Genomic DNA, 24,849 nt, shown 5'->3' with positions numbered 1-24,849 from the left:
TTGTGGCGAGGGAGCTTGCTCCCGCTCGACTGCGCAGCAGTCGCAAATCGGCATATGCGTTCTGCCTGAACAATTGGCAGTGCCTGATTTCAGGGCCGCTTCGCACCCCAGCGGGAGCAAGCTCGCTCGCTACAGGTTTTGTGTCGTGTGCTCAGGCAGGCTCGGCAACCGTGCCAAACGCGCCTTGGCGCCTCAACAAAATTACCAACCCGAAAGCCCCCGCCGCCATCAGCAACGGCAACGCATGCCCGCTGATCCACTGGCTGCCTGCACCAGCGGCCAACGGTCCGACCAGACAACCAATCCCCCACAACTGCGCGATATGCGCATTGGCCCGCACCAGCGCATCGTCACGATAGCGCTCGCCGATCAGGATCAGCGACAAGGTGAACAATCCCCCGGCGCTGGCACCAAACAGCACCCATAACGGCCAGATCAGCAGCGTGTCGATGAGCAACGGGATCGCCAGGCTCGAGATCAGCAACACCACCGCACAACCGGTGAACAGCGTGCGTCGCGACAAGCGATCCGCCAGCGCGCCAATCGGCAGTTGCAGCAAGGCATCACCCACCACCACGGTGCTGACCATCGCCAGCGCGATCTCGGTGGTGAAACCCTGACGCAGGCAGTAGACCGGTAACAAGGTCAGGATCATCGCTTCGAATGCCGCGAACAGCGACACCGCCCAGGCAATCGCCGGCAGCCCCCGACAGAAGCCCCATAAATCGCTGAAGGTCACGCTGCAGGCTTCGCTGGTCGGTGCGCCGCTGCGGCCCAGCAACAGGAACGGTGCCGCGGTGAGCAAACCGACGCCGACCCAGAATCCGTAATCGTGTTCGGTGCCCAGAACACCCAGCAGCAACGGCCCGGCCAGCTGGCTCAGCGCATAGCTGCTGCCGTACAGCGCCACCAATCGTCCGCGCCATTGTTCGACCACCAGTTGGTTGATCCAGCTTTCGCCGAGGATGAAAACCAGGGTCAGGATCACGCCGATCATCAGGCGCAACAGCAGCCAGATCGGGTAACTCGGCAACAGCGCCAGTAAACCGATGGACACCGCCCCGGCCCACAGGCACAGGCGCATCAGATTGGCCGTGCCAAGACGGGAGGCCAGATGGCTGGAGATCTTTGCCCCCAGCAACACGCCAATGGCCGGCATTGCGGCCATTACGCCGATGGCAAACGAGCCGTAACCCCAACTTTCCAGGCGAAACGACACCAGCGGCATACTGACACCCAGGGCCAGGCCGACACTCAAGACAGACGCCAACACGGCGAAATAAGTCGCCCAACGCATGTTCCACGCTCCTGTGGATATTTTATGTACAACACAAAACACTGTGGGAGCGAGCCTTTGTGGCGAGGGGATTTATCCCCGTTGGGTCGCGCAGCGGCCCCAAAACCTGCAATAACGGAGTATCAGATACGCCGTGCGCGCCGATTTCGCGACTGCTTCGCAGCCGAACGGGGATAAATCCCCTCACCACAAAGGCTTGCTCCCACAGGGATTTGTTCAATCGGGAGCCTGATTTGGCAGGCTCCCTTTAACGGCTTACAACTTGATCCAGGTCGCCTTCAGCTCGGTGTACTTGTCGAACGCGTGCAGCGACTTGTCGCGGCCGTTACCCGACTGCTTGAAGCCACCGAACGGTGCGGTCATGTCGCCGCCATCGTATTGATTGACCCACACGCTACCGGCACGCAGCGCACGAGCGGTCAGGTGGGCCTTGGAGATGTCCTTGGTCCACACCGCTGCGGCGAGGCCGTACGGCGTGTCGTTGGCAATCGCAACGGCCTCTTCGGCGGAGTCGAAAGTGATGACCGACAGCACCGGGCCAAAGATCTCTTCCTGGGCGATTTTCATCGCGTTGGTCACGCCGTCGAAAATCGTTGGCTCAACGTAGGTGCCACCGGACTCCTGAAGCGTGCGCTTGCCGCCAGCCACCAGTTTGGCGCCATCGGTATGGCCGGACTCGATGTAGGACAGCACGGTATTCATCTGCTGGGTATCCACCAACGCGCCGACGTTGGTCGCCGGGTCCAGGGGGTTGCCCGGTTTCCAGGTTTTCAGTGCTTCGATTACCAACGGCAGAAAGGTGTCCTTGATCGAACGCTCGACCAGTAGACGCGAACCGGCGGTGCAGACTTCGCCCTGGTTGAAGGCGATGGCACCCGCCGCCGCTTCGGCCGCGGCTTGCAGGTCCGGGGCATCGGCGAACACGATGTTCGGGCTCTTGCCGCCGGCTTCGAGCCAGACGCGTTTCATGTTCGACTCGCCGGAGTAGATCAGCAATTGCTTGGCGATCTTGGTCGAACCGGTGAACACCAAGGTATCGACGTCGTTGTGCAGGGCCAAGGCCTTGCCGACGGTGTGACCGTAACCCGGCAGCACGTTCAGCACGCCTTTCGGAATCCCGGCTTCAACGGCCAGTGCGGCGATGCGGATCGCAGTCAGCGGCGATTTTTCGGACGGTTTGAGGATCACCGAGTTGCCGGTGGACAGCGCCGGGCCCAGTTTCCAGCAAGCCATCATCAACGGGAAGTTCCACGGCACGATCGCGCCGACGACACCGACTGGCTCGCGAGTGACCAGACCCAATTGGTCATGGGGCGTCGCGGCGACTTCGTCGTAGATCTTGTCGATGGCTTCACCGCTCCAGCTCAAGGCTTGCGCCGCGCCGGGAACGTCGATGTACAGGGAATCGCTGATCGGCTTGCCCATGTCCAGGGTTTCAAGCAAAGCCAGCTCTTCGGCGTGCTGTTTCAGCAGGCCGGCGAAACGGATCATGGTGGCTTTGCGTTTGGTCGGTGCCAGACGCGACCAGACGCCAGAGTTGAACGTGGCGCGGGCGTTTTCAACAGCACGCTGGGCGTCGGCGGCGTCACAGCTGGCAATCTTGCCCAGCAGACGGCCATCGACCGGGCTGATGCACTCGAAGGTCTCGCTGGAGACGGCATCGGTGTATTCGCCATTGATATAGGCGCGGCCTTCGATCTTCAGATCGCGGGCCCGTTGTTCCCAATCGGCACGAGTCAGGGTGGTCATTCGAGTGTCCTCCTCTTATTGAATACGAGCGCCTCGCGGTCTTCGCGGGCACTGTCAGGAATTCTGCCCAGCCAGCCTGATTTTTCGGCCCAAGGCAACCGCCACCCTAAACCAGCCGCCCCACATGTTTCAATATATTTGACATAAGGCCGGCAAACGGCCTTGCGATGTTCATTTTAATAAACATAGACTTTGGGTCTTTCCAGCCATCGCGCCGCAATCACGGGGACTTACAACAATGAATATCCAGGATGTCGTCGACTTCAGCCTCGCCACTACCGAGCCCGAGCGCTACAAACCGGATCAGGCGAAAATCCTGAAAGGCGATCCCGAGCAGGTGGTCTACAACCACTACAACAGCCCTTGCGGCCAGTTGAACGCGGGGGTTTGGGAAGGTGCTGTTGGCCAGTGGCATGTGAACTTCACCGAGCATGAGTACTGCGAAATCATTCAGGGCGTTTCAGTGCTGCGCGACAACGAAGGCAATGGCAAGACTTTGCGCGCGGGTGATCGCTTCGTGATCCCGGCCGGGTTCCGCGGCACTTGGGAAGTGCTGGAAACGTGCCGCAAGATTTATGTGGCGTTTGAACAGAAGGCCTGAAGATTTGTGTTGTTTGGACCGTCGCTATCGTCGGAACGCCGCCCGGAGCCGGCTCGCTCCCACAGTTGACCGCATTCCAATGTGGGAGCGAGCCTGCTCGCGATGAGGTCCTGACAGGCGCTTCAAAATCAACAGGCAACAAAAAAGGCCCGTATCTCGCGATACGGGCCTTTTTCGTAAGAGGGAAAAATCAATTACTTGATTTTGCCTTCCTTGTAGATCACGTGCTTGCGAACAACCGGATCAAATTTCTTGATCTCGATTTTGTCCGGAGTAGTACGCTTGTTCTTGTCGGTAGTGTAGAAGTGACCAGTACCGGCGCTCGAAATCAAACGAATCAATTCACGCATGATTAGCTCCCTTAGATCTTGCCGGCTTTGCGGATTTCGGCCAGCACGACAGTGATGCCACGCTTGTCGATGATACGCATGCCTTTGGCAGATACGCGCAGACGCACGAAACGTTTCTCTTCTTCAACCCAGAAGCGGTGATGCTGCAGGTTCGGCAGGAAACGACGACGGGTTTTGTTGTTTGCGTGGGAAATGTTATTCCCAGTCACCGGACCCTTACCGGTAACTTGACATACTCTCGACATGCCTCAGCCCTCTAAAACCACATGCCCAACCCGGCATGGGTTGGCCGCTTAATCTCTCAGTCATTTGGCGCCAGGCGCCGCGTTTCTTTAGAGGTCTTACCGGCTACACCTACAGTGAAGGAACCGGGCCCCTAGAAAAGAGCGCTGCTTTATACCAGAAAGACTGAAGAGCAACAACATTCCGTGTGCACGGACTTGATAAAAACCCCGCTTTTAGGGCTGCGAGCGCCTTGGATAAAGGCTGTCGTCGATTTAGACCGCTCGTCGCAGAGAATCGGCCAATTGACCGATTCCGGGTTTTCTTCGGCCCGCATCACCGAAAACAAGCGCACATAGTCCCCTTAAAATGAAAAAGGGGATAGTCATTTGCAAAAGAGCCCACTAGGGTAAGCCTTTTCCAGACTGCACTTGCAGATGGGCCTTCGATCTGTAAAGGAATCCGACCATGCGCCTCGCTGCCCTACCGCTGTTGCTTGCCCCGCTCCTGCTGAGCCCGCTGGCCCATGCCGCCGCCCTTAGCGTCTGCACCGAAGCCAGCCCGGAAGGGTTCGATGTGGTGCAATACAACTCGCTGACCACCACCAACGCCTCGGCCGACGTATTGATGAACCGTCTGGTGGATTTCGACACCGCCAGCGGCAAAGTGGTCGCCAGCCTCGCGGACAGCTGGGAAATCACGCCCGATGGCCTGACTTACGTATTCAAGCTGCACCCGCAGGTGAAATTCCATCGCACCGAATACTTCAGCCCGACGCGTGAACTGACCGCCGAAGATGTGAAATTCAGCTTCGACCGCATGCTCGACCCGGCAAACCCTTGGCACAAAGTCGCCCAGAGCGGCTTCCCGCACGCCCAGTCGATGCAATTGCCGGCGCTTATCAAGAAGATCGACGCACTCGACCCCCTGACCGTGCGCTTCACCCTCGATCACCCGGATTCGACCTTCCTCGCGACCCTGAGCATGGGCTTCGCCTCGATCTATTCCGCCGAATACGCCGACAAACTGCTGAAAGCCGGCACGCCCGAGAAGCTCAACAGCCAGCCGATCGGCAGTGGCCCATTCGTGTTCACACGATTCCAGAAAGATGCCTCGATTCGCTACAAGGCCAACCCGGATTACTTCCGTGGCAAGCCTTCGGTGGACCCGCTGATCTTCGCCATTACGCCGGATGCCAACGTGCGCTTGCAGAAACTGCGCCGCAACGAGTGCCAGATCGCCTTGTCGCCCAAGCCGCTGGACGTACAGGCTGCGCTGAAAGAACCGACGCTGAAAGTGGAAAAGACCGACGCGTTCATGACCGCGTTCGTCGGCATCAATAGCCAGCATCCGCCGCTGGATAAACCTGAAGTGCGCCAGGCGATCAACCTCGCGTTCGACAAGGCCAACTACGTCAAGGCCGTGTTCGAAGATACCGCCGAAGCCGCCAACGGTCCGTACCCGCCGAACACCTGGAGCTACGCCAAAGGCTTGCCGGGTTATCCACATGACGTCGAAAAGGCCAAGGCCCTGATGGCCAAGGCCGGACTCAAGGACGGCTTCCAGACCACCATCTGGACCCGACCTTCCGGTAGTTTGCTAAATCCGAACCCGAGCCTGAGTGCGCAAATGCTGCAATCCGACCTCGCGGAAATCGGCATCCAGGCCGAAATCCGCGTGATCGAATGGGGCGAACTGATTCGCCGCGCCAAGGCCGGCGAGCACGACCTGTTGTTCATGGGCTGGGCCGGCGACAACGGCGACCCGGACAACTTCCTCACGCCGCAGTTTTCCTGCGCCGCGGTCAAGTCCGGCACCAACTTCGCCCGTTACTGCAACCAGGATCTGGACAAGCTGATCAGCGCCGGCAAGACCACCGGCGAGCAAGGTGTGCGCACCAAGCTCTACGAACAGGCCCAGGCGCAGATCCAGCAGCAGGCGCTGTGGCTGCCGCTGGCTCACCCGACGGCCTTCGCGCTGACGCGCAAGGACGTCGAGGGTTACTCGGTGAGCCCGTTCGGCCGTCAGGATTACTCGAAGGTCAACCTCAAGTAACACCGCAAACCCTTGTAGGAGCCGGCTTGCTGGCGATGGCATCACCGCGGTCAATCAGCCACACCGCGTCGCCCGGATCGCCAGCAAGCCGGCTCCTACAAAGTCCCGTTACATCCACCCATACTCCGCCATCGACAGCGGATCGCCATCCCCGATGATGAAATGGTCGAGCACCCGCACATCAACCAGGTCCAGCGCCTCTTGCAGGCGCTTGGTCAGCATTCGATCGGCCTGACTGGGATCGGGATTGCCCGACGGATGGTTGTGGCAGAGGATCAGGGCGGCGGCGTTGTGGGCCAGTGCGCGCTTGACCACCTGTCGCGGGTACACGCTGGTGTTGTCGATGGAGCCGCGAAACAGCACTTCAAACGCCAGCACGCGATGTTTGGAATCCAGGAAAAGACAGCCGAATACCTCATGCGGCTCGTGACGCAGCATCGACTTGAGGTAATCACGCACTGCCAGCGGACTCTCCATCACTGAATCACGCCGCAATCGTTCTGCCAGATGCCGACGGGCCATTTCCAGCACCGCCTGCAATTGCGCAAACTTTGCCGGCCCAAGCCCGAGTTCACCGCTGAAGGTCCGAAGGTCAGCCTCGAGTAACGTGCGCAGGCTGCCAAATTGCTGCAACAAATGTCGTGCCAGATCCACCGCGCTTTTACCGGACACGCCGGTTCGTAGAAAGATGGCCAGTAACTCGGCGTCCGAAAGACTCGCCGAACCCTGCTCCAGTAACTTCTCCCGCGGCCGCTCCGCCGCCGGCCAATCGCGAATACTCATAGCACCTCCATGTCTGTGGGCGCCGCTGTTCCATAGCGGTCGCTGTGATATCGTAGCCCATCTTTTTTGCGAGCGATTTCACTCCTGGGGAGGGGGGTATCGCCACGCAGTCATCAACGAAATGAAAGGCAGACCTATGCAGCGGCTGTATCGGAAACGCATCGTTCTGGGCGTCGGCGGCGGCATTGCTGCCTACAAGAGCGCCGACCTGGTTCGTCGCCTGATCGACCAGGGCGCCGAAGTGCGCGTGGTCATGACCCGTGGCGGCAGCGAGTTCATCACCCCGTTGACCATGCAGGCCTTGTCCGGCCACCCGGTTCATCTCGACCTGCTGGACCCGGCGGCTGAAGCTGCCATGGGCCATATCGAGCTGGCCAAGTGGGCCGACATGGTGCTGATCGCCCCCGCTACGGCGGACCTGATCGCCCGCCTGGCCCAAGGCATTGCCGACGACCTGCTGACCACCCTGGTGCTGGCCACCGACGCCGTGGTCGCCGTTGCTCCGGCGATGAACCAGGCCATGTGGCGCGATCCGGCGACCCAGGCCAACCTGCAAACCCTTGAAAGCCGCGACATCAAAGCCTTCGGCCCCGCTTCCGGCAGCCAGGCCTGCGGTGACGTCGGCCTGGGCCGCATGCTCGAAGCCGTCGAACTCGCCCAATGCGCGGCGGACTGCTTCAAGCGTCAGGCGCTGACCGGCAAACACGTGCTGATCACCGCCGGCCCGACCCAGGAAAACATCGACCCGGTGCGTTACATCACCAATCACAGCTCCGGCAAGATGGGCTTTGCCCTGGCCGAAGCCGCGGTGGAAGCCGGCGCCCGCGTCACGCTGATCACCGGCCCGGTACACCTGCCGACCCCGGATCGTGTCACCCGCATCGACGTGGTCAGCGCCCGCGACATGCTCGCCGCCTGCGAAGCCGCAATCCCTTGCGACCTGTTCATCGCCTCGGCAGCGGTCGCGGATTACCGCCCGGAAGTTGTCGCCCCACAGAAACTCAAGAAAGACCCTACGAACGGCGACGGCTTGTTGCTACAGATGGTGCGTAACCCGGACATCCTGGCCACCATCGCCACGCGCCCCGACCGTCCGTTCAGTGTCGGTTTCGCTGCCGAGACCGAACACCTGCTCGATTACGCTGCGCGCAAGTTGAAAGACAAGAACCTCGATCTGATCGTCGCCAACGACGTCGCCAACCCGAGCATTGGCTTCAACAGCGAAGAAAACGCCTGCAGCGTGATCGACCGTGAGCTCCACGCCACACTTTTCGCCCAGACCAGCAAGAGCAAAATCGCTCGCCAGCTGATCACTTTTATCGCCGAACGTCTGAACCAGGTTTAATTTACATGCACGCTTTGCAAGCCAAGATCCTCGACCCCCGCATCGGTACCGAATTCCCGCTGCCCCAATACGCCACACCAGGCTCCGCCGGCCTCGACCTGCGCGCCATGCTGGAAAAAGACATCGTGATCAAGCCGGGTGAAACCGTGCTGATCCCGACCGGCCTGTCCGTCTATATTGGCGATCCGGGTCTGGCCGCGCTGATCCTGCCGCGCTCCGGTCTGGGTCATAAACACGGCATCGTGCTGGGCAATCTGGTCGGCTTGATCGACTCCGATTACCAGGGTCCGCTGATGGTCTCGTGCTGGAACCGAGGCCAGACAGACTTCAACATGGTGGTCGGTGAGCGGCTGGCTCAGCTGGTTCTGGTACCAGTGGTTCAAGCGCACTTCGAGATGGTCGAAGAGTTCGTCGAAACCGAGCGCGGCGCGGGCGGTTTCGGCCACTCGGGCAGCCACTGATCGGATAGAGAATCCTGTGGCGAGCGAGCTTGCTCGCGCTGGGCTGCGAAGCGGCCCCAAGATTTTTTGGGTGCTGCGCACCCAAGCGGGAGCAAGCTCCCTCGCCACAATTTGCACAACGCTCAGCTGGAAGGTTTACCACCCAAAATCAAGGCATTGACCGGTCATTACCCCGCAAACGCAGGTGGCATGGCCTTTACACACCACGAACTCTCAGTGGAAAACGCCGTCATACCCTTCAGTTTGCGCCTGCTGACGAGTTCTTCGCAGACAGGTAAAGCCACCTTCGAGATGGAGCATTTCCAGTAATGAGCACCCCCGCCCAAGTCGCACCCAAGTTTCCCGACAGCATTTTCCGCGCCTATGACATTCGCGGCACCGTCCCGGAATTCTTGAACGCTGAAACCGCTTATTGGCTCGGTCGCGCCATCGGTGCCCAGAGCCTGGCCCAGGACGAACCGAACGTTTCCGTAGGCCGTGACGGTCGCCTTTCCGGCCCGGAACTGGTCGAACAACTGATCAAAGGCCTGGCCGACAGCGGTTGCCACGTCAGCGACGTCGGCCTGGTGCCAACGCCTGCGCTCTACTACGCCGCCAACGTACTGGCTGGCAAATCGGGTGTGATGCTGACCGGCAGCCACAACCCGTCGAACTACAACGGTTTCAAGATCGTGATCGCTGGCGACACTTTGGCCAACGAACAGATCCAGGCCCTGCACGACCGCCTCAAGACCAACAACCTGAGCAGCGGCAAGGGCAGCATCACCAAAGTCGAGATCCTCGATCGCTACAACACTGAAATCGTCCAGGACATCAAACTGGCTCGTCGCCTCAAAGTCGTGGTCGACTGCGGCAACGGCGCGGCCGGCGTGATTGCTCCGCAACTGATCGAAGCGTTGAACTGCGAAGTCATCCCGCTGTTTTGCGAGGTCGACGGCAACTTCCCGAACCACCACCCGGACCCGGGCAAGCCTGAAAACCTCGTCGACCTGATCGCCAAGGTCAAGGAAACAAACGCCGACCTCGGCCTGGCTTTCGACGGCGATGGCGACCGCGTCGGCGTGGTGACCAACACCGGCAGCATCGTCTACCCGGACCGCCTGCTGATGCTGTTCGCCCGCGACGTGCTGGCGCGCAACGCTGACGCGGAAATCATCTTCGACGTCAAATGCACCCGCCGCCTGACCCCGCTGATCAAGGAATACGGCGGTCGTCCGCTAATGTGGAAGACCGGTCATTCGTTGATCAAAAAGAAAATGAAACAGACCGGCGCCCTGTTGGCCGGCGAAATGAGCGGGCACATCTTCTTCAAGGAGCGCTGGTTCGGTTTTGACGACGGCATTTACAGCGCTGCGCGCCTGCTGGAGATCCTCAGCAAGGAAAAATCCACCGCGGAAGAGCTGTTTGCGACCTTCCCGAACGATATTTCTACGCCTGAAATCAATATCCATGTGACCGAAGAGAGCAAATTCAGCATCATTGATGCATTGCACGACGCGAAGTGGGGCGAAGGCGCCGACCTGACCACCATTGACGGCGTGCGAGTCGACTACGCCAAAGGCTGGGGCCTGGTGCGCGCGTCCAACACCACACCGGTGCTGGTGCTGCGCTTCGAGGCCGATGACGAGGCGGAATTGCAGCGCATCAAGGACGTGTTCAAAGTCCAGTTGAAGCGTGTTGCACCTGATCTCCAACTACCGTTTTGATTTATTGAAGCGCCTTTTATCGAAGTGCCGGAGCCCTGAATGACCCTCGAACGCGAAGCCGCCGCCAACACCGCCAAGGTCCTGTCCGAAGCGTTGCCTTACATTCGCCGCTATGTCGGCAAGACGCTGGTGATCAAGTACGGCGGCAACGCGATGGAAAGCGAGGAGCTGAAAACCGGCTTCGCCCGCGACATCGTGCTGATGAAAGCTGTCGGCATCAACCCGGTGGTGGTTCACGGCGGCGGCCCGCAAATTGGCGACTTGCTCAAGCGTCTGTCGATCGAGAGCCACTTCATCGATGGCATGCGCGTGACTGACGCGCAAACCATGGACGTGGTGGAAATGGTCCTCGGTGGCCAGGTCAACAAGGACATCGTCAACCTGATCAACCGTCATGGCGGCAGCGCCATCGGCCTGACCGGAAAAGATGCCGAGCTGATTCGTGCTAAGAAACTCACCGTCACCCGCCAGACGCCGGAGATGACCCAGCCGGAAATCATCGACATCGGCCAAGTGGGCGAAGTGGTCGGGATCAACACCGACCTGCTGAACCTGCTGGTCAAAGGTGATTTCATCCCGGTGATCGCGCCGATCGGTGTCGGCGCCAACGGCGAGTCGTACAACATCAACGCTGACCTGGTGGCCGGCAAAGTCGCCGAAGCACTGAAAGCTGAGAAGCTGATGCTGCTGACCAACATCGCCGGCCTGATGGACAAGTCGGGCACCGTCCTGACGGGGCTGACGACGCAGCAGGTGGACGATCTGATCGCCGACGGCACCATCTACGGCGGCATGCTGCCGAAGATCCGTTGCGCGCTGGAAGCGGTCCAGGGCGGCGTCGGCAGTTCGCTGATCATTGATGGTCGGGTTCCGAACGCGATTCTGCTGGAAATCTTCACTGATACCGGTGTGGGCACTTTGATCAGCAATCGCAAGCGTCCTTGATTTAAAGAGCCTTAGAAGGCCGCAGTCTTCGACTATTCCTACGGCAATACGTACTCACGTACGAATTTTCCGTAGGGGTTAACGAAACCTGCGGTCTTTTTTATGCACGAAGGAAATGCCTGACGGTAATACACGAATCGTCCGACATCCTGCCGGCATCCATCCGCTTAGGATCTTCCGTGAATCCACTGGAGATCTTCCCCATGCAAAAAGACCACGTTCCCTACGGCAGCGATGTATCCGCAGGCACCTATGAGTGCGCAGACTGCGGACGCGAATACACCAATCAATCGAAGACTTCGCTTCCTCCGTGCCCGGACTTCAAACCAAGCACTCACTCCCTTAATGGCTGGAATATCCTGACCGGCCAAGGCGACGCAGTCGCGGATCCGTACCCAAACGAGCCTTCCAAGTAACCAGGGGAGGCTGAGCCATGCAGATCTCGTTCACGATCGACGCCCAGGCTTTCGAGCAGGAGCAAAAGGAACCTGTCAAAAAGACCCTGAAGATATCGGACAGCGAAATCGCTCATGCCTTACAACGTATCGCCAAAGCGAGCCTGACCGAATACCTCAAAATGCTTGTGGAAGGCGGCATGCCGAGTCGGGCCGATGAAGCGAAACAGGATCGCTTGCTGTACTTGATTCAAAGTTACTTCGGGCAGACATTGCCGACCGAATCGCAGATATCGACGATTTTTCAGCTGACCCAGAGCCAAAGCAAAACCCTGTTGAAAAACACGGTATCGCGCTTTCGCAACCAGCTGGACGACATCCTGCAACACAGCATGCGAGCGGTGATCGAGTCTGCGGAACATGCTCAGACCGTGTATCTGGTGGTTATCAGTTCGGACGTGATCCGCGATGAACTGAACATGCTGATTACACAGAACGAGCCAACCTTCAAACCCATCACAAAACGTAAAGGCAGCGCCGGGCAGTTCGAGATTAGCGAGGACTCTCACGATTTGCTGTGCAGGACGCTGGGTCTGAATGCCGTTCAGTGACATCGTCGCGGTCAGCGGCTTGCTGCTGACCCTGACCACCTTCATGTTCAACCTGGCATGGCCCAGGCTGCATGAAGCGCTGGAGCTGGATGAAAGCCAATCTGGCGCGCTCGCCAGAAAACGAAGTCGAAAAAAGGTAACGAACGTTTTGTTCGCCTGCGCCCTCCCTCTGACCAGCGCCTTTCTGGCGCTGTTTTACGTCAACTTTCCTGCTGCTGTGAAAATCATGGGCAGCAGCACGCTGGATCTGTGGGACTTTGACGTGGATCGCACGCTTTACGTGTTCGTCGTACTGGCACTGCTGGTGTTTGCGCTGTTCAACTTGGGATTGGCATTCAAACTGATAGGAAAATGGCGAAGACTGCACTGACAAAAAAAGACCCCGCTCAGCCTGGCCGAGCGGGGTCTTTTTTTGCTTTCGATCCCTGTGACAATCCACCTTTTGTGGCGAGGGAGCTTGCTCCCGCTTGAGTACGCAGCACTCACAAAATCCTTGGGTCTGCTACGCAGCCCAGCGGGACGGTGCGACGATTCGACAAGCTCCCTCGCCACACAAGCTCGCCCCCATAAGGGGAGTGATCAGACGCCGAACTGGGCCCGGTAGGCTTCTACGGCCGGCAAATGCTGCTTGAGCTGCGGATCGTCCGCCAGGAATTCCAGCACCTGGTTCAGCGAAACGATGCTGATCACCGGGATGCCGAAATCACGTTCCACTTCCTGGATCGCCGACAATTCACCATTGCCACGCTCCTGACGGTTCAGCGCGATCAGCACGCCTGCGGCCTTGGCGCCGTCCTGGGAAGCGATGATCTGCATCACTTCGCGGATGGCGGTGCCGGCGGTGATCACGTCGTCGATGATCAGCACGTCGCCGGTCAACGGCGCGCCAACGAGGCTGCCGCCTTCGCCATGGGCCTTGGCCTCTTTACGGTTGAAGCACCACGGCAGGTCACGCTCGTGATGTTCGGCCAGGGCCACGGCAGTGGTCGCCGCCAAAGGGATGCCTTTGTACGCAGGGCCAAACAGTACGTCGAACGAAATACCGCTCTCGACAATGGCTGCCGCGTAGAAACGACCCAGTTGCGCCAGGGCCGAACCCGAGTTGAACAGGCCGGCATTGAAGAAGTAAGGACTGGTGCGTCCTGACTTCAGGGTGAACTCGCCGAAGCGCAAAACGCCGCGATCGATGGCAAAACGAATGAAATCGCGCTGATACGCTTGCATGAAAAAAACCCCAAATACCACGGATTTAGCTAATTAGGTTGACGCCGTGTATCATACACGCACGCGATTTTTGGGGCCATTTATGCGGATCATCAGTGTGAACGTCAATGGTATTCAGGCTGCAGTGGAGCGAGGTTTGCTCAGTTGGCTGCAAGCACAGAATGCCGACGTCATCTGCCTGCAGGACACCCGCGCCTCCGCCTTTGAACTGGACGATCCAGCCTTCCAACTGGATGGCTACTTCCTTTATGCCTGCGAAGCCGAAGTTCCCGCCCAGGGTGGCGTGGCTTTGTATTCGCGGTTGCAACCGAAGGCAGTCATCAGCGGTCTCGGCTTCGAGACGGCCGACCGCTACGGGCGCTACCTGCAAGCCGATTTCGACAAGGTCAGCATCGCGACCTTGCTGCTCCCTTCGGGGCAGAACGGCGATGAAGACTTGAACCAGAAGTTCAAGCTAATGGACGACTTCGCCCGTTATCTGGATAAACAGCGACGCAAACGTCGCGAGTACATTTACTGTGGCTCGCTGTACGTGGCGCAACAGAAGCTGGATATCAAGAACTGGCGCGACAGCCAGCAATCCCCGGGCTTCCTGGCACCTGAACGTGCCTGGATGGACGAGATTGTCGGCAATATGGGCTATGTCGATGCCCTGCGTGAAGTCAGCCGTGAAGGTGACCAGTACAGCTGGTGGCCGGATAACGAACAGGCTGAGATGCTCAACCTCGGTTGGCGTTTCGACTATCAGTTGCTGACGCCGGGCCTGCGCCGCTTTGTTCGTAGCGCGCGCCTGCCTCGTCAGCCACGATTCTCGCAACACGCACCACTGATCGTGGACTACGACTGGACGCTGACCATCTAAGCGTTTTTTCGCAGATACAAAAAAGCCGACAGCAGTGTCGGCTTTTTTGTGCGCGCTGAGTTTTCAATGTGGGAGCGAGCCTGCTCGCGATGGCGTCGTGTCAGTCACCCTATTCAGTGGCCGAAGGGACGCTATCGCGAGCAGGCTCGCTCCCACAATGGATCTGTGTCGTGGCTACTTGATCAACCGCCAGGTGAATGGGTAACGGTAAGGCACCCCTTCATTGGCTTTCACGCCACCGATGATTGTCAGCACCAACGCACCAATCGCCACCAGACCAAACAGGAAGAACCCGATGATCACCACCATCAGCAAGAAGCAGATGGCGGAGGCAATGGCGACGGTGATCTGAAAGTTCAGCGCCTCCTTGCCTTGCGCATCGACAAACGGGTCCATCTCGCGCTTCATCTGCCAGAGAATCAGCGGGCCGATCAGCGTACCGAACGGAATCCAGATCCCCAGCAAGGCGGACAAGTGACAAAACATTGCCCATTGCCGAACTTCTTTGCTCGGGATGGGAAGTAGCTGCTGCTCGTCACTCATGGTGTCCTCCTTGCGTGGAACATCCGATCAGTCGGCCAGTGCGGCCTTTTGCAGTTCGAAGATCTCGGTCATGCCTTTCTTCGCCAGCTCCAGCATAGCGTTCAGCTCTTCCGGCTGGAACGGTGCGCCTTCGGCAGTGCCCTGGACTTCGATGAAGCCGCCAGTGCTGGTCATCACCACGTTCAGGTCAGTCTCGGCAGCCGAGTCTTCCAGGTAGTCGAGGTCGAGCACAGGCTCGCCCTGGTACATGCCCACCGAAACGGCAGCGATCATTTGCTTGAGCGGATCGCCGCCTTTCAGGCCGCCACGCTTCTTGATCACTTTCAAGGCATCGACCAGCGCAACCATGGCGCCGGTGATGGACGCCGTGCGGGTGCCACCGTCAGCCTGGATCACGTCGCAGTCGACGTACAGGGTGACGTCGCCCAGCTTGGACATGTCCAGCGAAGCACGCAGTGAACGACCGATCAGACGCTGGATTTCCAGGGTGCGGCCGCCCTGCTTGCCACGGCTCGCTTCACGCTGGTTACGCTCGCCGGTGGCGCGCGGCAGCATGCCGTATTCGGCGGTCAACCAGCCTTGGCCCTGCCCCTTGAGGAAACGTGGCACGCCGTTTTCGACGCTGACGGTGCAGATGACTTTGGTATCACCGAACTCGACCAGTACAGATCCCTCGGCGTGTTTGGTGTAGTTGCGGGTAATGCGGATCGAGCGGAGCTGATCGGCAGCGCGACCACTTGGACGTTTCATAGGGAATACCTGTACGGGGGACGGAAAACTGCCGAGCATTATAGAGCCGCGCGCCAAGACTGGGCACTTCTAAAAAATCCACCCGACGATTGAAGGCGCTGACTAGAGCTTAGAACAGCGCTTTGCCGACGGCCTGCAGCCCTTTGTCACACCGCGTGTTTGGGCGCATCCGCCCCACTGCGCTACAATCCTGCGCCTTTGCTGCCTGTCGGCTTTAATTCACAGATATCGGGTCTTGCGAAACCTTTGGTAACGCAAACCTGAATTGCGAGGTACCTCCATGGTGCACAGCATGACCGCCTTCGCCCGCGTTGAAAAAGCCGGCGCCCAAGGCACCCTGAGCTGGGAACTGCGCTCGGTCAACAGCCGCTACCTGGAACCCCATCTGCGCCTGCCGGAGTCGTTTCGCGACCTCGAGGGTGCGGTTCGCGAAGCGCTGCGCCAGGGAATCTCCCGGGGCAAGCTCGAATGCACCCTGCGCTTCACCGAAGAAAACACTGACAAACCCCTGCAAGTGGACCGCGAACGCGCCGCGCAACTGGTTGCGGCCGCCGAGACCATCGCCAGCCTGATCAAAAATCCGGCTGCGCTGAACCCGCTGGAAGTCCTGGCCTGGCCCGGCGTGCTGGTGGGTGATGCCACCGACCCGCAAGCCTTGAATGCTGAAGCACTGGCTTTGTTCAACGAAGGCTTGAAAGAACTCAAGGCCGGCCGCGAGCGCGAAGGCGCGGAGCTGGCCCGACTGATCAACGATCGCCTGACCTCCATTGAAGGAGACGTGGTAACCCTGCGTGAACTGGTCCCGCAGATGCTCGCCACCCAGCGCCAGAAAGTCCTCGACCGCTTCGCCGACATGAAAGCCGAGATGGACCCGCAACGCCTGGAACAGGAAATGGTCATGCTCGCTCAGAAGAGCGACGTCGCCGAAGAACTGGATCGCCTGAGCACTCACATCATTGAAGTTCGCCGGGTGCTCAAATCCGGCGGCGCTGCCGGTCGGCGCCTGGACTTCCTGATGCAGGAACTCAACCGCGAAGCCAACACACTGGGCTCCAAAGCCTTCGACCCGCGCAGCACCCAGGCGGCGGTCAACCTCAAAGTGTTGATCGAGCAGATGCGCGAACAAGTGCAGAATATTGAGTAAGGCAAACCCGACATGACCCACAGCACCGGCACCCTGTACATCATTTCCGCCCCTTCAGGCGCGGGCAAGAGCAGCCTGGTCAAGGCCTTGACCGACGCTGATCAGGAGATCCGCGTCTCGGTCTCCCACACCACCCGCGCCATGCGCCCCGGTGAAGTGAATGGTGTGAATTATCACTTCGTCGAACGCGGCGAGTTCGTGAAGATGATCGAGCACGGGGATTTCCTCGAGCGCGCCGAAGTGTTCGGCAATCTCTATGGCACCTCGCAAAGCCACCTGCAGCAGACCCTGGACGAAGGCCACGACCTGATTCTGGAAATCGACTGGCAGGGTGCGGAGCAAGTGCGCAAGCTGATGCCCCAGGCCCGCTCGATCTTTATTTTGCCGCCGTCTTTGCAGGCCTTGCACCAGCGCCTGACCAATCGCGGCCAGGACAGCGACGAGATCATCGACGGCCGGATGCGCGAAGCCGTCAGCGAGATGAGCCACTATGTCGACTACGACTACTTGATCATCAACGACGATTTCGCCCACGCGCTGAAGGATTTGCAGGCGATTTTCCGTGCCAATCAGCTACATCAGAAGCGTCAACAGCAGCGTAACGGAAAACTTTTGGCTGAATTGCTCGGGTAAACAGCACTTCCCAAAACCGCTGCAAGGGCTTTACATTGGCACTTGCAGCGCGTTGAAGGGCTTGCTCAAAAAATCAGCGCTTCCCTAATCGCTGGTGATTTTTTAAACTGTTGAGTCCGCTCGCCCAACCGGGCAGCGCGCATATTGCATTCGCTCCGAGGAATACCATGGCCCGCGTAACCGTTGAAGACTGCCTAGAACACGTGGAAAACCGCTTTGAGCTGGTCATGCTCTCTACCAAGCGTGCCCGTCAACTGGCCACCGGTGGCAAAGAGCCGCTGGTTCAGTGGGAAAACGACAAGCCTACCGTTGTAGCGCTGCGTGAAATCGCTGAAGGCCTGATGAGCTACGAGTTCATCGCCAATGCTGAAATCGTCGAAGACGAACCGCTGTTCGCAGCGTTCGAGGACGAGTCCAACGAGGCCGTCTAAGCCTATGCCTGGTCGACGTAGCACGGCGCGGGGTCACAGCGAACGGCAGGAGTTATCATGCCGAGCATAGACGCCCTCGCCGATCGCTTATCGACCTACCTCGGCAAGGACCAGGTCAATCTGGTCCGCCGAGCGTACTTCTACGCCGAACAAGCCCACGACGGCCAACGCCGCCGAAGCGGTGAGGCGTACGTCACGCATCCTCTTGCGGTGGCGAATATTCTTGCCGACATGCACATGGACCATCAGAGTTTGATGGCTGCGATGCTGCATGACGTGATCGAAGACACCGGTATTGCCAAGGAAGCGCTGCAAGCGCAGTTCGGCGAAACCGTGGCCGAACTGGTCGATGGCGTCAGCAAGCTGACCCAGATGAACTTCGAGACCAAAGCCGAAGCACAAGCCGAAAACTTCCAGAAAATGGCCATGGCCATGGCCCGCGATATTCGCGTGATCCTGGTCAAGCTGGCCGACCGCCTGCACAACATGCGCACGCTGGAAGTTCTGTCCGGTGAAAAGCGCCGGCGGATCGCCAAGGAAACCCTCGAAATCTATGCGCCCATCGCCAACCGGCTGGGCATGCACGCCATCCGCATAGAATTCGAAGACCTCGGTTTCAAGGCCATGCACCCGATGCGTTCCGCGCGGATCAACCAGGCGGTCAAACGCGCCCGGGGCAACCGCAAGGAAATCGTCAACAAGATCGAAGAATCCCTCAGTCACTGCCTGGCCATCGATGGCATCCAGGGCGAGGTCAGCGGTCGCCAGAAACACCTCTACGGCATCTACAAGAAAATGCGCGGCAAGCGTCGGGCCTTCAACGAGATCATGGACGTCTACGCGTTCCGGATCATCGTCGACAAGGTCGATACCTGCTACCGCGTGTTGGGTGCTGTGCATAATTTGTACAAACCGTTGCCGGGGCGCTTCAAGGATTACATCGCAATCCCCAAGGCCAACGGCTATCAGTCGCTGCATACGACGCTGTTCGGCATGCACGGTGTTCCGATCGAGATCCAGATCCGCACCCGTGAAATGGAAGAGATGGCCAACAACGGCATCGCCGCCCATTGGCTGTACAAATCCAGCGGCGACGAGCAGCCGAAAGGCACGCATGCCCGCGCACGACAGTGGGTCAAAGGCGTGCTGGAGATGCAGCAACGGGCTGGCAACTCGCTGGAATTCATCGAGAGCGTGAAGATCGACCTGTTCCCGGACGAGGTCTACGTGTTCACGCCCAAAGGCCGGATCATGGAGCTGCCCAAAGGCTCCACGGCGGTCGACTTCGCTTACGCGGTGCACACCGACGTGGGCAACAGCTGCATTGCCTGCCGGATCAATCGTCGGCTCGCACCGCTGTCCGAACCGCTCCAAAGCGGCTCCACGGTCGAGATCGTCAGCGCCCCAGGCGCGCGACCAAACCCGGCCTGGCTCAACTTCGTGGTCACCGGCAAGGCGCGGACCCACATCCGCCATGCGCTGAAACTGCAGCGCCGCTCCGAATCCATCAGCCTTGGCGAACGCCTGCTGAACAAAGTACTCAACGGTTTCGACAGTTCGCTGGAAAAAGTACCGGCCGACCGCGTCAAGGCGATGCTCACCGAATACCGTCTCGAACTGATCGAAGACTTGCTGGAAGACATCGGCCTGGGCAATCGCATGGCCTACGTGGTCGCCCGCCGCCTGCTCGGCGAAGGCGAACAGTTGCCAAGTCCGGAAGGCCCGCTGGCGATTCGCGGCACCGAAGGTCTGGTCCTCAGCTACGCCAAGTGCTGCACACCGATCCCGGGCGACCCGATTGTCGGTCACCTGTCGGCGGGCAAAGGCATGGTTGTGCACCTGGACAACTGCCGCAACATCAGCGAAATCCGCCACAACCCGGAAAAATGCATCCAGCTCTCGTGGGCCAAGGATGTCACCGGCGAATTCAATGTCGAGCTGCGCGTCGAACTGGAACACCAGCGTGGCCTGATCGCCCTGCTGGCCAGCAGCGTCAACGCGGCCGACGGCAACATCGAGAAAATCAGCATGGACGAACGCGATGGTCGCATCAGCGTGGTCCAACTGGTGGTCAGCGTGCACGACCGTGTGCACCTGGCCCGCGTGATCAAGAAACTGCGCGCACTGACCGGGGTGATTCGCATCACCCGCATGCGTGCCTAAGCCAACCTATTACAAGGAGTCATTCATGACCAAGACTGTTATCACCAGCGACAAGGCCCCGGCCGCCATCGGTACTTATTCCCAGGCGATCAAGGCTGGCAACACCGTCTACATGTCGGGCCAGATTCCTCTGGACCCAAAAACCATGGAACTGGTTGAAGGCTTCGAAGCCCAGACCGTCCAGGTGTTCGAGAACCTCAAAGCCGTGGCCGAAGCCGCTGGCGGTTCCTTCAAGGACATCGTCAAACTGAACATCTTCCTCACCGACCTGAGCCATTTCGCCAAGGTCAACGAGATCATGGGCAAGTACTTTGACCAGCCATACCCTGCCCGCGCCGCCATCGGCGTGGCCGCCCTGCCAAAGGGTTCGCAGGTTGAAATGGATGCCATTCTGGTCATCGAGTAATGCGTCCGGCGCAGCCTTTCAGGTTGCGCCGACTTCGTTTCTGAAAGGATTCCACCATGCGCCAAGCGCTAGCTCTCTCGCTGGTCGCCCTACTCTTGGGCGGATGTGCCAGCAACCCTGCCGACCGTGACATCAGCGGCACCTGGATCAATCAGGTGGCGATCGACGCTGCGTCCAAAGGCGGCCCCCTGCGTGAAGCGCTCCAGGCTTACGGCCCGAACCTGGAATGGGACGTCAATACCAAGGCCGGTCAGGCCCGCTACACCAATGGTTTTGAAAACGTCGACGGCAAGCTGCTGGGCGAAGAGTCCGGGGCCTGGAAAATCGACTTTTATGGCAGCTCCGCCAGCGAACTGAAGCGTGACGGCAAGCAACTGAGCCAGGCCGCCAGCGAAAACGAGCGGGAGCAGGTCTTTGACCGTGCGCCGATTCCGGTACCGGAAGGCGCACCGATTGGCGCGAGCTTCGAACGCGCGTTGTACACCGCCTACATGGGCGGCAGCTGGAAGATCGTCAATGGTCCGGGCGAAGGCAATACCGTGCAATTCCAGGCTGATGGCCAGGTAGCCGGCCTGCCGGGTGCCGATCGTTATGCCCTGTGCCTGGCGGGCGATTGCGCGTCGATGAGCGGCGGCAATGACAATATGTGGCTGCAAGTGAACGGCCAGGGCAACACCTGGATCTTTGCGCGCAAGGGCAAGGAACTGGAGATTGTGCAGGCGGTGAACACGGCTCAGGCAGACGAGATGCCTCAGTTCACGCCGGGCGAGCGCAAGTGGTTGCTGGAAAAGCAGTGACCCGACTTTAGCTGCAACGCAGATCCCATGTGGGAGCGAGCAGGCTCGCTCCCACATTTGGTTCGGGGTGACGGGAAGTCAGCCGCGACCTTCGAGAATCGCGGCGTAGCCTTCGCGATAGGTGGGGTACTTCGGCGTCCAGCCCAAGGCCTTCGCCTTGGCATTACTGCACTGCTTGCTGCCAGTGCGCCGCACGCTCTGATCTTCAGCCCATTCAGTCACACCCAGATACTCACGCAACCAGCCCACCACTTCGGCCAAGGGCGCAGGCGCATCGTCTACACCGATATAGACGTCATCCAACGCGACCCCGCGCCGATCCGCTTCAAGTAGATAAGCCATCAACCCCGCCGCATCGTCGGCGTGAATGCGGTTGCCATACAGCGGCGGGTCAACGGCCACGCGATAGCCGCGACGAACCTGGGTCAACAGCCATTCGCGGCCGGGGCCGTAGATGCCGGTCAAGCGCACGATGCTCGCCGGAATGCCGCTTTGCAGTGCAACTTGCTCCGCCTCAAGCATCAATCTGCCCGAATAGCCTGTTGCAATGGTCGGCGAACTCTCGTCGACCCACTCGCCATCCTGCTGGCCATACACACTGCTGCTGGAAACGAATAGCAGGCGATTCGGCACCTGCCCGTAGTCGTCCAGCCACTCCAGCACATGCTTCAAACCCTGGACATAGGCAGCGCGATAACCGGCTTCATCGTGATCGGTAGCGGCCGCGCAATACACCAGATAATCCACTGCACCGACCGGCCAGCTCTCCGGGCAGTCTTCCTTGAACAAGTCGCCGGCAACGCCAATGACCCCCTCGGGCAGGCGCGAAACATCACGCCGCAGGCCATGAACCTCCCACCCGGAAGCCACCAGCTGTGTGGCCAGACGACTGCCGACATCACCGCAACCGGCAATCAAAACAGAAGGCGCAGACATCAGAAAACTCCCATCAGAAAGGCACAGAGTAGCGCCGGCAAAGGACGAGCGGCTAGCAATCAAGGAAAAAAAGATACTCTATTACTTCTGTTAACAAGAATTACTTGCAATAATGCACGCCACTTTTGTTCTCGGCCTCTCGAGGCCTGGAAGAACATTTACCGTCTTTTCCTTTCAGGTCCGGCCAGCATGACACGCAATCAATTCCCCGCTTCGCCAACCAAACGACCTCGCGCCTGGAGCGCAGTGGCCGCCCTGCTGCTCAGCCTGATGCTGGCGCCGACCGCCGCTTTCGCTGACGCACAAGCGCCCGCCACTCCAGCCGCCGCCGCGGCTCCAGCCCCGGCAGATCATGCCGCCCCGGCCGTGGCGCCAGCCGCAACCGACCCGGCCCAGGCGGTAGGCGCCGAAGACGTTCCTGAAGTCCTCGAAGCCGATAACACCCTGGGCATGGCCCACGATCTGTCGCCTTGGGGCATGTACCAGAACGCCGACATCATCGTGAAAATCGTGATGATCGGTCTGGCCATCGCGTCGATCATCACCTGGACCATCTGGATCGCCAAGGGCTTCGAGCTGATGGGCGCCAAGCGTCGTCTGCGCACCGAAATCGTCCACCTGAAAAAAGCCACCACCCTTAAAGAAGCCAGCGCGTCCGCGACCAAGCAAGGCACCCTCGCCAACCTGCTGGTGCATGACGCCCTGGAAGAGATGCGCTTGTCGGTCAACAGCCGCGAGAAAGAAGGCATCAAGGAACGTGTCGCCTTCCGTCTCGAGCGCCTCGTTGCAGCCTGCGGTCGCAACATGAGCAGCGGCACCGGCGTGCTCGCCACAATCGGTTCCACTGCGCCGTTCGTAGGTTTGTTCGGCACTGTGTGGGGCATCATGAACAGCTTCATCGGCATCGCCAAAACCCAGACCACCAACCTCGCCGTCGTAGCGCCGGGCATCGCCGAAGCCCTGCTGGCCACCGCGCTGGGTCTGGTTGCGGCGATTCCTGCCGTGGTGATCTACAACGTCTTCGCTCGCTCCATCGCTGGCTACAAGGCGCAAGTGTCGGATGCCTCGGCTGAAGTCCTGCTGCTGGTCAGCCGCGACCTCGATCACCTGCCGACCGTCGAGCGCTCCACGCAACCCCACGTGGTCAAAGTAGGGTAATCAGCCATGGGCTTGCATTTGAAAGAAGGCGCAGACGACGATCTGGCCGAGAACCACGAAATCAACGTCACGCCGTTCATCGACGTGATGCTGGTGCTGTTGATCATCTTCATGGTAGCCGCTCCGTTGGCCACCGTGGACATCAAGGTCGACCTGCCTGCCTCCAGCGCCAAACCGGCCCCACGACCAGAGAAACCGGTGTTCCTCAGCGTCAAGGCTGACCAGCGCCTGTACCTCGGCGAAGAAGAAGTGAAGGCCGAAGCACTCGGCGCCACCCTCGACGCCAAAACCCAGGGCAAGAAAGACACGACGATCTTCTTCCAGGCCGATAAAGGCGTGGATTACGGCGACCTGATGAGCGTGATGGACAACTTGCGCTCCGCCGGTTACCTGAAGGTCGGTCTGGTCGGGCTCGAGACGGCAGTCAAGAAATGATCACGACGCGCCATAAGCTGACGCGTTACAGCGGGAGCCTGGCCGTGGTGCTGGGCGTCCATGCGCTGGCCATTGCGCTGGCGATGAACTGGACCGCGCGCCCACCCATCGAGCTGCCTCCGCAGGCGATGATGGTCGAGTTGGCACCGGTTCCCGCTCCGCCACCGCCGGCACCGCCGAAAGTGATAACGCCACCACAGCCACCGGCACCGGTGGAAGAACTGCCGATCCCGAAACTGGCTGAAGTGCCGAAGGCCGAGATCGTTGTGCCGAAGCCGGTCAAACCCAAGCCGAAGCCGCAACCGCCCAAGCCTGTGGAGAAAAAGCCGGAGCCGCCGAAGGAGAAGCCGTCCGAGGAGAAACCGAGCGACGCGCAACCGACTCAGGCACCGACGGAGAAATCCCCTCCGCCAACACAAGGCCCGTCCGCTGCTCAGCAAGCGGCTAAAGCCAGTTGGGAAGGCACCCTGCTCGCGCACTTGGGCAAGTACAAAAAGTACCCGGTGAGCGCACAGTCGCGGGGCAAGGAAGGGACCAACCGTCTGCGCTTCGTCGTTGATGCCGAAGGTAATGTGTTGTCGTTTGAACTGGTGGGCCGCTCCGGCACTGCAGATCTGGACCGGGCTACCCTGGAAATGATCCGTCGCGCCCAACCGCTGCCCAAGCCTCCGGCTGATATGCTGACCAATGGCACCATCGAAATCACGGCGCCGTTCCTCTACTCCCTGGAAAAACGCCGCCGCTGAATGCAACACAAGACCCCATGTGGGAGCGAGCCTGCTCGCGATAGCGGTGTAACAGCCAACAAAGATGTTGGATGTGAAGACGCCATCGCGAGCAGGCTCGC

Annotated in this window: 27 protein-coding genes and 1 pseudogene; 19 read left to right on the top strand and 9 right to left on the bottom strand. The window is 59.6% G+C overall.

What is annotated here, in order from left to right; translation table 11 throughout:
* Positions 1-151: 151 nt before the first annotated feature.
* Together ACRC4F_RS06595 and ACRC4F_RS06590 are read right to left on the bottom strand one after the other, a co-directional pair.
* On the bottom strand, positions 152-1,297 hold the full coding sequence (locus tag ACRC4F_RS06595; RefSeq protein WP_438658600.1) for an MFS transporter: 1,146 nt from the start codon (positions 1,295-1,297) through the stop codon (positions 152-154).
* A gap of 255 nt (positions 1,298-1,552) precedes the next feature.
* Positions 1,553-3,046 (bottom strand): aldehyde dehydrogenase, encoded by a 1,494-nt coding sequence (locus tag ACRC4F_RS06590; protein WP_438658599.1) that lies wholly within the window; start codon positions 3,044-3,046, stop codon positions 1,553-1,555.
* Positions 3,047-3,284: 238 nt separating this feature from the next.
* Between ACRC4F_RS06590 and ACRC4F_RS06585 the strand changes: the two genes are divergently transcribed.
* The gene (locus tag ACRC4F_RS06585) at positions 3,285-3,647 is read left to right on the top strand and encodes a cupin domain-containing protein (RefSeq protein ID WP_109626712.1); all 363 of its coding nucleotides are present in this window, start codon (positions 3,285-3,287) and stop codon (positions 3,645-3,647) included.
* A 194-nt stretch (positions 3,648-3,841) separates the two neighbouring features.
* Here the strand turns inward: ACRC4F_RS06585 and rpmG are convergent, their stop codons facing one another.
* Both rpmG and rpmB read right to left on the bottom strand, forming a co-directional pair.
* Positions 3,842-3,997, bottom strand: a complete 156-nt coding sequence (rpmG, locus tag ACRC4F_RS06580; RefSeq protein WP_007894709.1) for a 50S ribosomal protein L33 — start codon at positions 3,995-3,997, stop codon at positions 3,842-3,844.
* A gap of 11 nt (positions 3,998-4,008) precedes the next feature.
* Positions 4,009-4,242: a 50S ribosomal protein L28 gene (gene rpmB, locus ACRC4F_RS06575; RefSeq protein ID WP_007894701.1), complete on the bottom strand. Its 234-nt coding sequence runs from the start codon at positions 4,240-4,242 to the stop codon at positions 4,009-4,011.
* A gap of 445 nt (positions 4,243-4,687) precedes the next feature.
* Between rpmB and ACRC4F_RS06570 the strand changes: the two genes are divergently transcribed.
* A complete protein-coding gene (locus ACRC4F_RS06570) occupies positions 4,688-6,274 on the top strand; it encodes an ABC transporter substrate-binding protein (protein ID WP_438658598.1) in 1,587 nt (528 codons plus the stop codon).
* A 108-nt stretch (positions 6,275-6,382) separates the two neighbouring features.
* Here ACRC4F_RS06570 and radC read toward each other — a convergent pair whose 3' ends face one another.
* Complete coding sequence (gene radC, locus ACRC4F_RS06565) at positions 6,383-7,057, bottom strand: RadC family protein (RefSeq protein WP_438658597.1); 675 nt, start codon at positions 7,055-7,057, stop codon at positions 6,383-6,385.
* A 136-nt stretch (positions 7,058-7,193) separates the two neighbouring features.
* Here radC and coaBC point away from each other — a divergent pair, with 136 nt between their 5' ends.
* The 7 genes and pseudogenes from coaBC (at position 7,194) to ACRC4F_RS06530 (ending at position 12,890) form a co-directional block, all read left to right on the top strand.
* Positions 7,194-8,402: a bifunctional phosphopantothenoylcysteine decarboxylase/phosphopantothenate--cysteine ligase CoaBC gene (coaBC, locus tag ACRC4F_RS06560; protein ID WP_077748581.1), complete on the top strand. Its 1,209-nt coding sequence runs from the start codon at positions 7,194-7,196 to the stop codon at positions 8,400-8,402.
* 5 nt (positions 8,403-8,407) lie between these two features.
* Complete coding sequence (gene dut, locus ACRC4F_RS06555) at positions 8,408-8,863, top strand: dUTP diphosphatase (protein ID WP_109626720.1); 456 nt, start codon at positions 8,408-8,410, stop codon at positions 8,861-8,863.
* 302 nt (positions 8,864-9,165) lie between these two features.
* Positions 9,166-10,569, top strand: a pseudogene (locus ACRC4F_RS06550) (phosphomannomutase/phosphoglucomutase); the annotation flags it as partial.
* 39 nt (positions 10,570-10,608) lie between these two features.
* Positions 10,609-11,514: an acetylglutamate kinase gene (argB, locus tag ACRC4F_RS06545; RefSeq protein WP_109626724.1), complete on the top strand. Its 906-nt coding sequence runs from the start codon at positions 10,609-10,611 to the stop codon at positions 11,512-11,514.
* Between the two features lie 203 nt (positions 11,515-11,717).
* Complete coding sequence (locus tag ACRC4F_RS06540; protein WP_438658596.1) at positions 11,718-11,930, top strand: hypothetical protein; 213 nt, start codon at positions 11,718-11,720, stop codon at positions 11,928-11,930.
* Positions 11,931-11,947: 17 nt separating this feature from the next.
* The gene (locus ACRC4F_RS06535; RefSeq protein WP_438658595.1) at positions 11,948-12,520 is read left to right on the top strand and encodes a hypothetical protein; all 573 of its coding nucleotides are present in this window, start codon (positions 11,948-11,950) and stop codon (positions 12,518-12,520) included.
* Positions 12,507-12,890 carry a hypothetical protein gene (locus ACRC4F_RS06530; protein ID WP_438658594.1) on the top strand — a complete coding sequence of 128 codons (384 nt, stop codon included), beginning with the start codon at positions 12,507-12,509 and terminating at the stop codon, positions 12,888-12,890. Before ACRC4F_RS06535 ends, ACRC4F_RS06530 begins: the two co-directional genes overlap by 14 nt.
* A gap of 209 nt (positions 12,891-13,099) precedes the next feature.
* Here the strand turns inward: ACRC4F_RS06530 and pyrE are convergent, their stop codons facing one another.
* The gene (pyrE, locus tag ACRC4F_RS06525) at positions 13,100-13,744 is read right to left on the bottom strand and encodes an orotate phosphoribosyltransferase (RefSeq protein ID WP_054048446.1); all 645 of its coding nucleotides are present in this window, start codon (positions 13,742-13,744) and stop codon (positions 13,100-13,102) included.
* Positions 13,745-13,826: 82 nt separating this feature from the next.
* On the opposite strand from pyrE, the gene ACRC4F_RS06520 reads away from it, so the two are divergent.
* The gene (locus tag ACRC4F_RS06520; protein ID WP_007934608.1) at positions 13,827-14,606 is read left to right on the top strand and encodes an exodeoxyribonuclease III; all 780 of its coding nucleotides are present in this window, start codon (positions 13,827-13,829) and stop codon (positions 14,604-14,606) included.
* A 174-nt stretch (positions 14,607-14,780) separates the two neighbouring features.
* Here ACRC4F_RS06520 and ACRC4F_RS06515 read toward each other — a convergent pair whose 3' ends face one another.
* Positions 14,781-15,149, bottom strand: coding sequence for a DUF4870 domain-containing protein (locus ACRC4F_RS06515; protein ID WP_102594927.1), 369 nt, complete (start codon positions 15,147-15,149; stop codon positions 14,781-14,783).
* 27 nt (positions 15,150-15,176) lie between these two features.
* Entirely contained in the window at positions 15,177-15,899 is a 723-nt protein-coding gene (gene rph / locus ACRC4F_RS06510) for a ribonuclease PH (protein WP_010465211.1), read from the bottom strand.
* A gap of 280 nt (positions 15,900-16,179) precedes the next feature.
* On the opposite strand from rph, the gene ACRC4F_RS06505 reads away from it, so the two are divergent.
* The 6 genes from ACRC4F_RS06505 (at position 16,180) to ACRC4F_RS06480 (ending at position 21,473) form a co-directional block, all read left to right on the top strand.
* Positions 16,180-17,043: a YicC/YloC family endoribonuclease gene (locus tag ACRC4F_RS06505; RefSeq protein WP_438658593.1), complete on the top strand. Its 864-nt coding sequence runs from the start codon at positions 16,180-16,182 to the stop codon at positions 17,041-17,043.
* 12 nt (positions 17,044-17,055) lie between these two features.
* The gene (gene gmk / locus ACRC4F_RS06500) at positions 17,056-17,676 is read left to right on the top strand and encodes a guanylate kinase (protein ID WP_438658592.1); all 621 of its coding nucleotides are present in this window, start codon (positions 17,056-17,058) and stop codon (positions 17,674-17,676) included.
* Between the two features lie 167 nt (positions 17,677-17,843).
* Complete coding sequence (rpoZ, locus tag ACRC4F_RS06495) at positions 17,844-18,107, top strand: DNA-directed RNA polymerase subunit omega (protein ID WP_003177259.1); 264 nt, start codon at positions 17,844-17,846, stop codon at positions 18,105-18,107.
* Positions 18,108-18,164: 57 nt separating this feature from the next.
* Complete coding sequence (gene spoT / locus ACRC4F_RS06490) at positions 18,165-20,270, top strand: bifunctional GTP diphosphokinase/guanosine-3',5'-bis pyrophosphate 3'-pyrophosphohydrolase (RefSeq protein WP_438658591.1); 2,106 nt, start codon at positions 18,165-18,167, stop codon at positions 20,268-20,270.
* A 25-nt stretch (positions 20,271-20,295) separates the two neighbouring features.
* On the top strand, positions 20,296-20,676 hold the full coding sequence (locus tag ACRC4F_RS06485; protein ID WP_003229509.1) for a RidA family protein: 381 nt from the start codon (positions 20,296-20,298) through the stop codon (positions 20,674-20,676).
* 56 nt (positions 20,677-20,732) lie between these two features.
* Complete coding sequence (locus tag ACRC4F_RS06480; RefSeq protein WP_438658590.1) at positions 20,733-21,473, top strand: hypothetical protein; 741 nt, start codon at positions 20,733-20,735, stop codon at positions 21,471-21,473.
* A gap of 78 nt (positions 21,474-21,551) precedes the next feature.
* Here ACRC4F_RS06480 and ACRC4F_RS06475 read toward each other — a convergent pair whose 3' ends face one another.
* On the bottom strand, positions 21,552-22,409 hold the full coding sequence (locus ACRC4F_RS06475) for an SDR family oxidoreductase (RefSeq protein ID WP_438658589.1): 858 nt from the start codon (positions 22,407-22,409) through the stop codon (positions 21,552-21,554).
* 189 nt (positions 22,410-22,598) lie between these two features.
* On the opposite strand from ACRC4F_RS06475, the gene exbB reads away from it, so the two are divergent.
* From exbB to ACRC4F_RS06460, 3 genes are read left to right on the top strand one after another with little or no spacing between them, the layout of a single operon-like run.
* Positions 22,599-23,567, top strand: coding sequence for a tonB-system energizer ExbB (gene exbB, locus ACRC4F_RS06470; RefSeq protein WP_438658588.1), 969 nt, complete (start codon positions 22,599-22,601; stop codon positions 23,565-23,567).
* A 6-nt stretch (positions 23,568-23,573) separates the two neighbouring features.
* Positions 23,574-24,002 (top strand): TonB system transport protein ExbD, encoded by a 429-nt coding sequence (exbD, locus tag ACRC4F_RS06465; protein WP_438658587.1) that lies wholly within the window; start codon positions 23,574-23,576, stop codon positions 24,000-24,002.
* Entirely contained in the window at positions 23,999-24,748 is a 750-nt protein-coding gene (locus ACRC4F_RS06460) for an energy transducer TonB family protein (RefSeq protein ID WP_438658586.1), read from the top strand. The genes exbD and ACRC4F_RS06460 overlap by 4 nt, the downstream gene beginning before the upstream one ends.
* Positions 24,749-24,849: the final 101 nt, after the last annotated feature.

This window comes from Pseudomonas sp. (assembly GCF_051660785.1).
Taxonomy (GTDB): Bacteria; Pseudomonadota; Gammaproteobacteria; order Pseudomonadales; family Pseudomonadaceae; genus Aquipseudomonas.
Note: the sequence above shows the minus strand (reverse complement) of the source record. Positions and strands in the feature narration are given on the sequence as shown.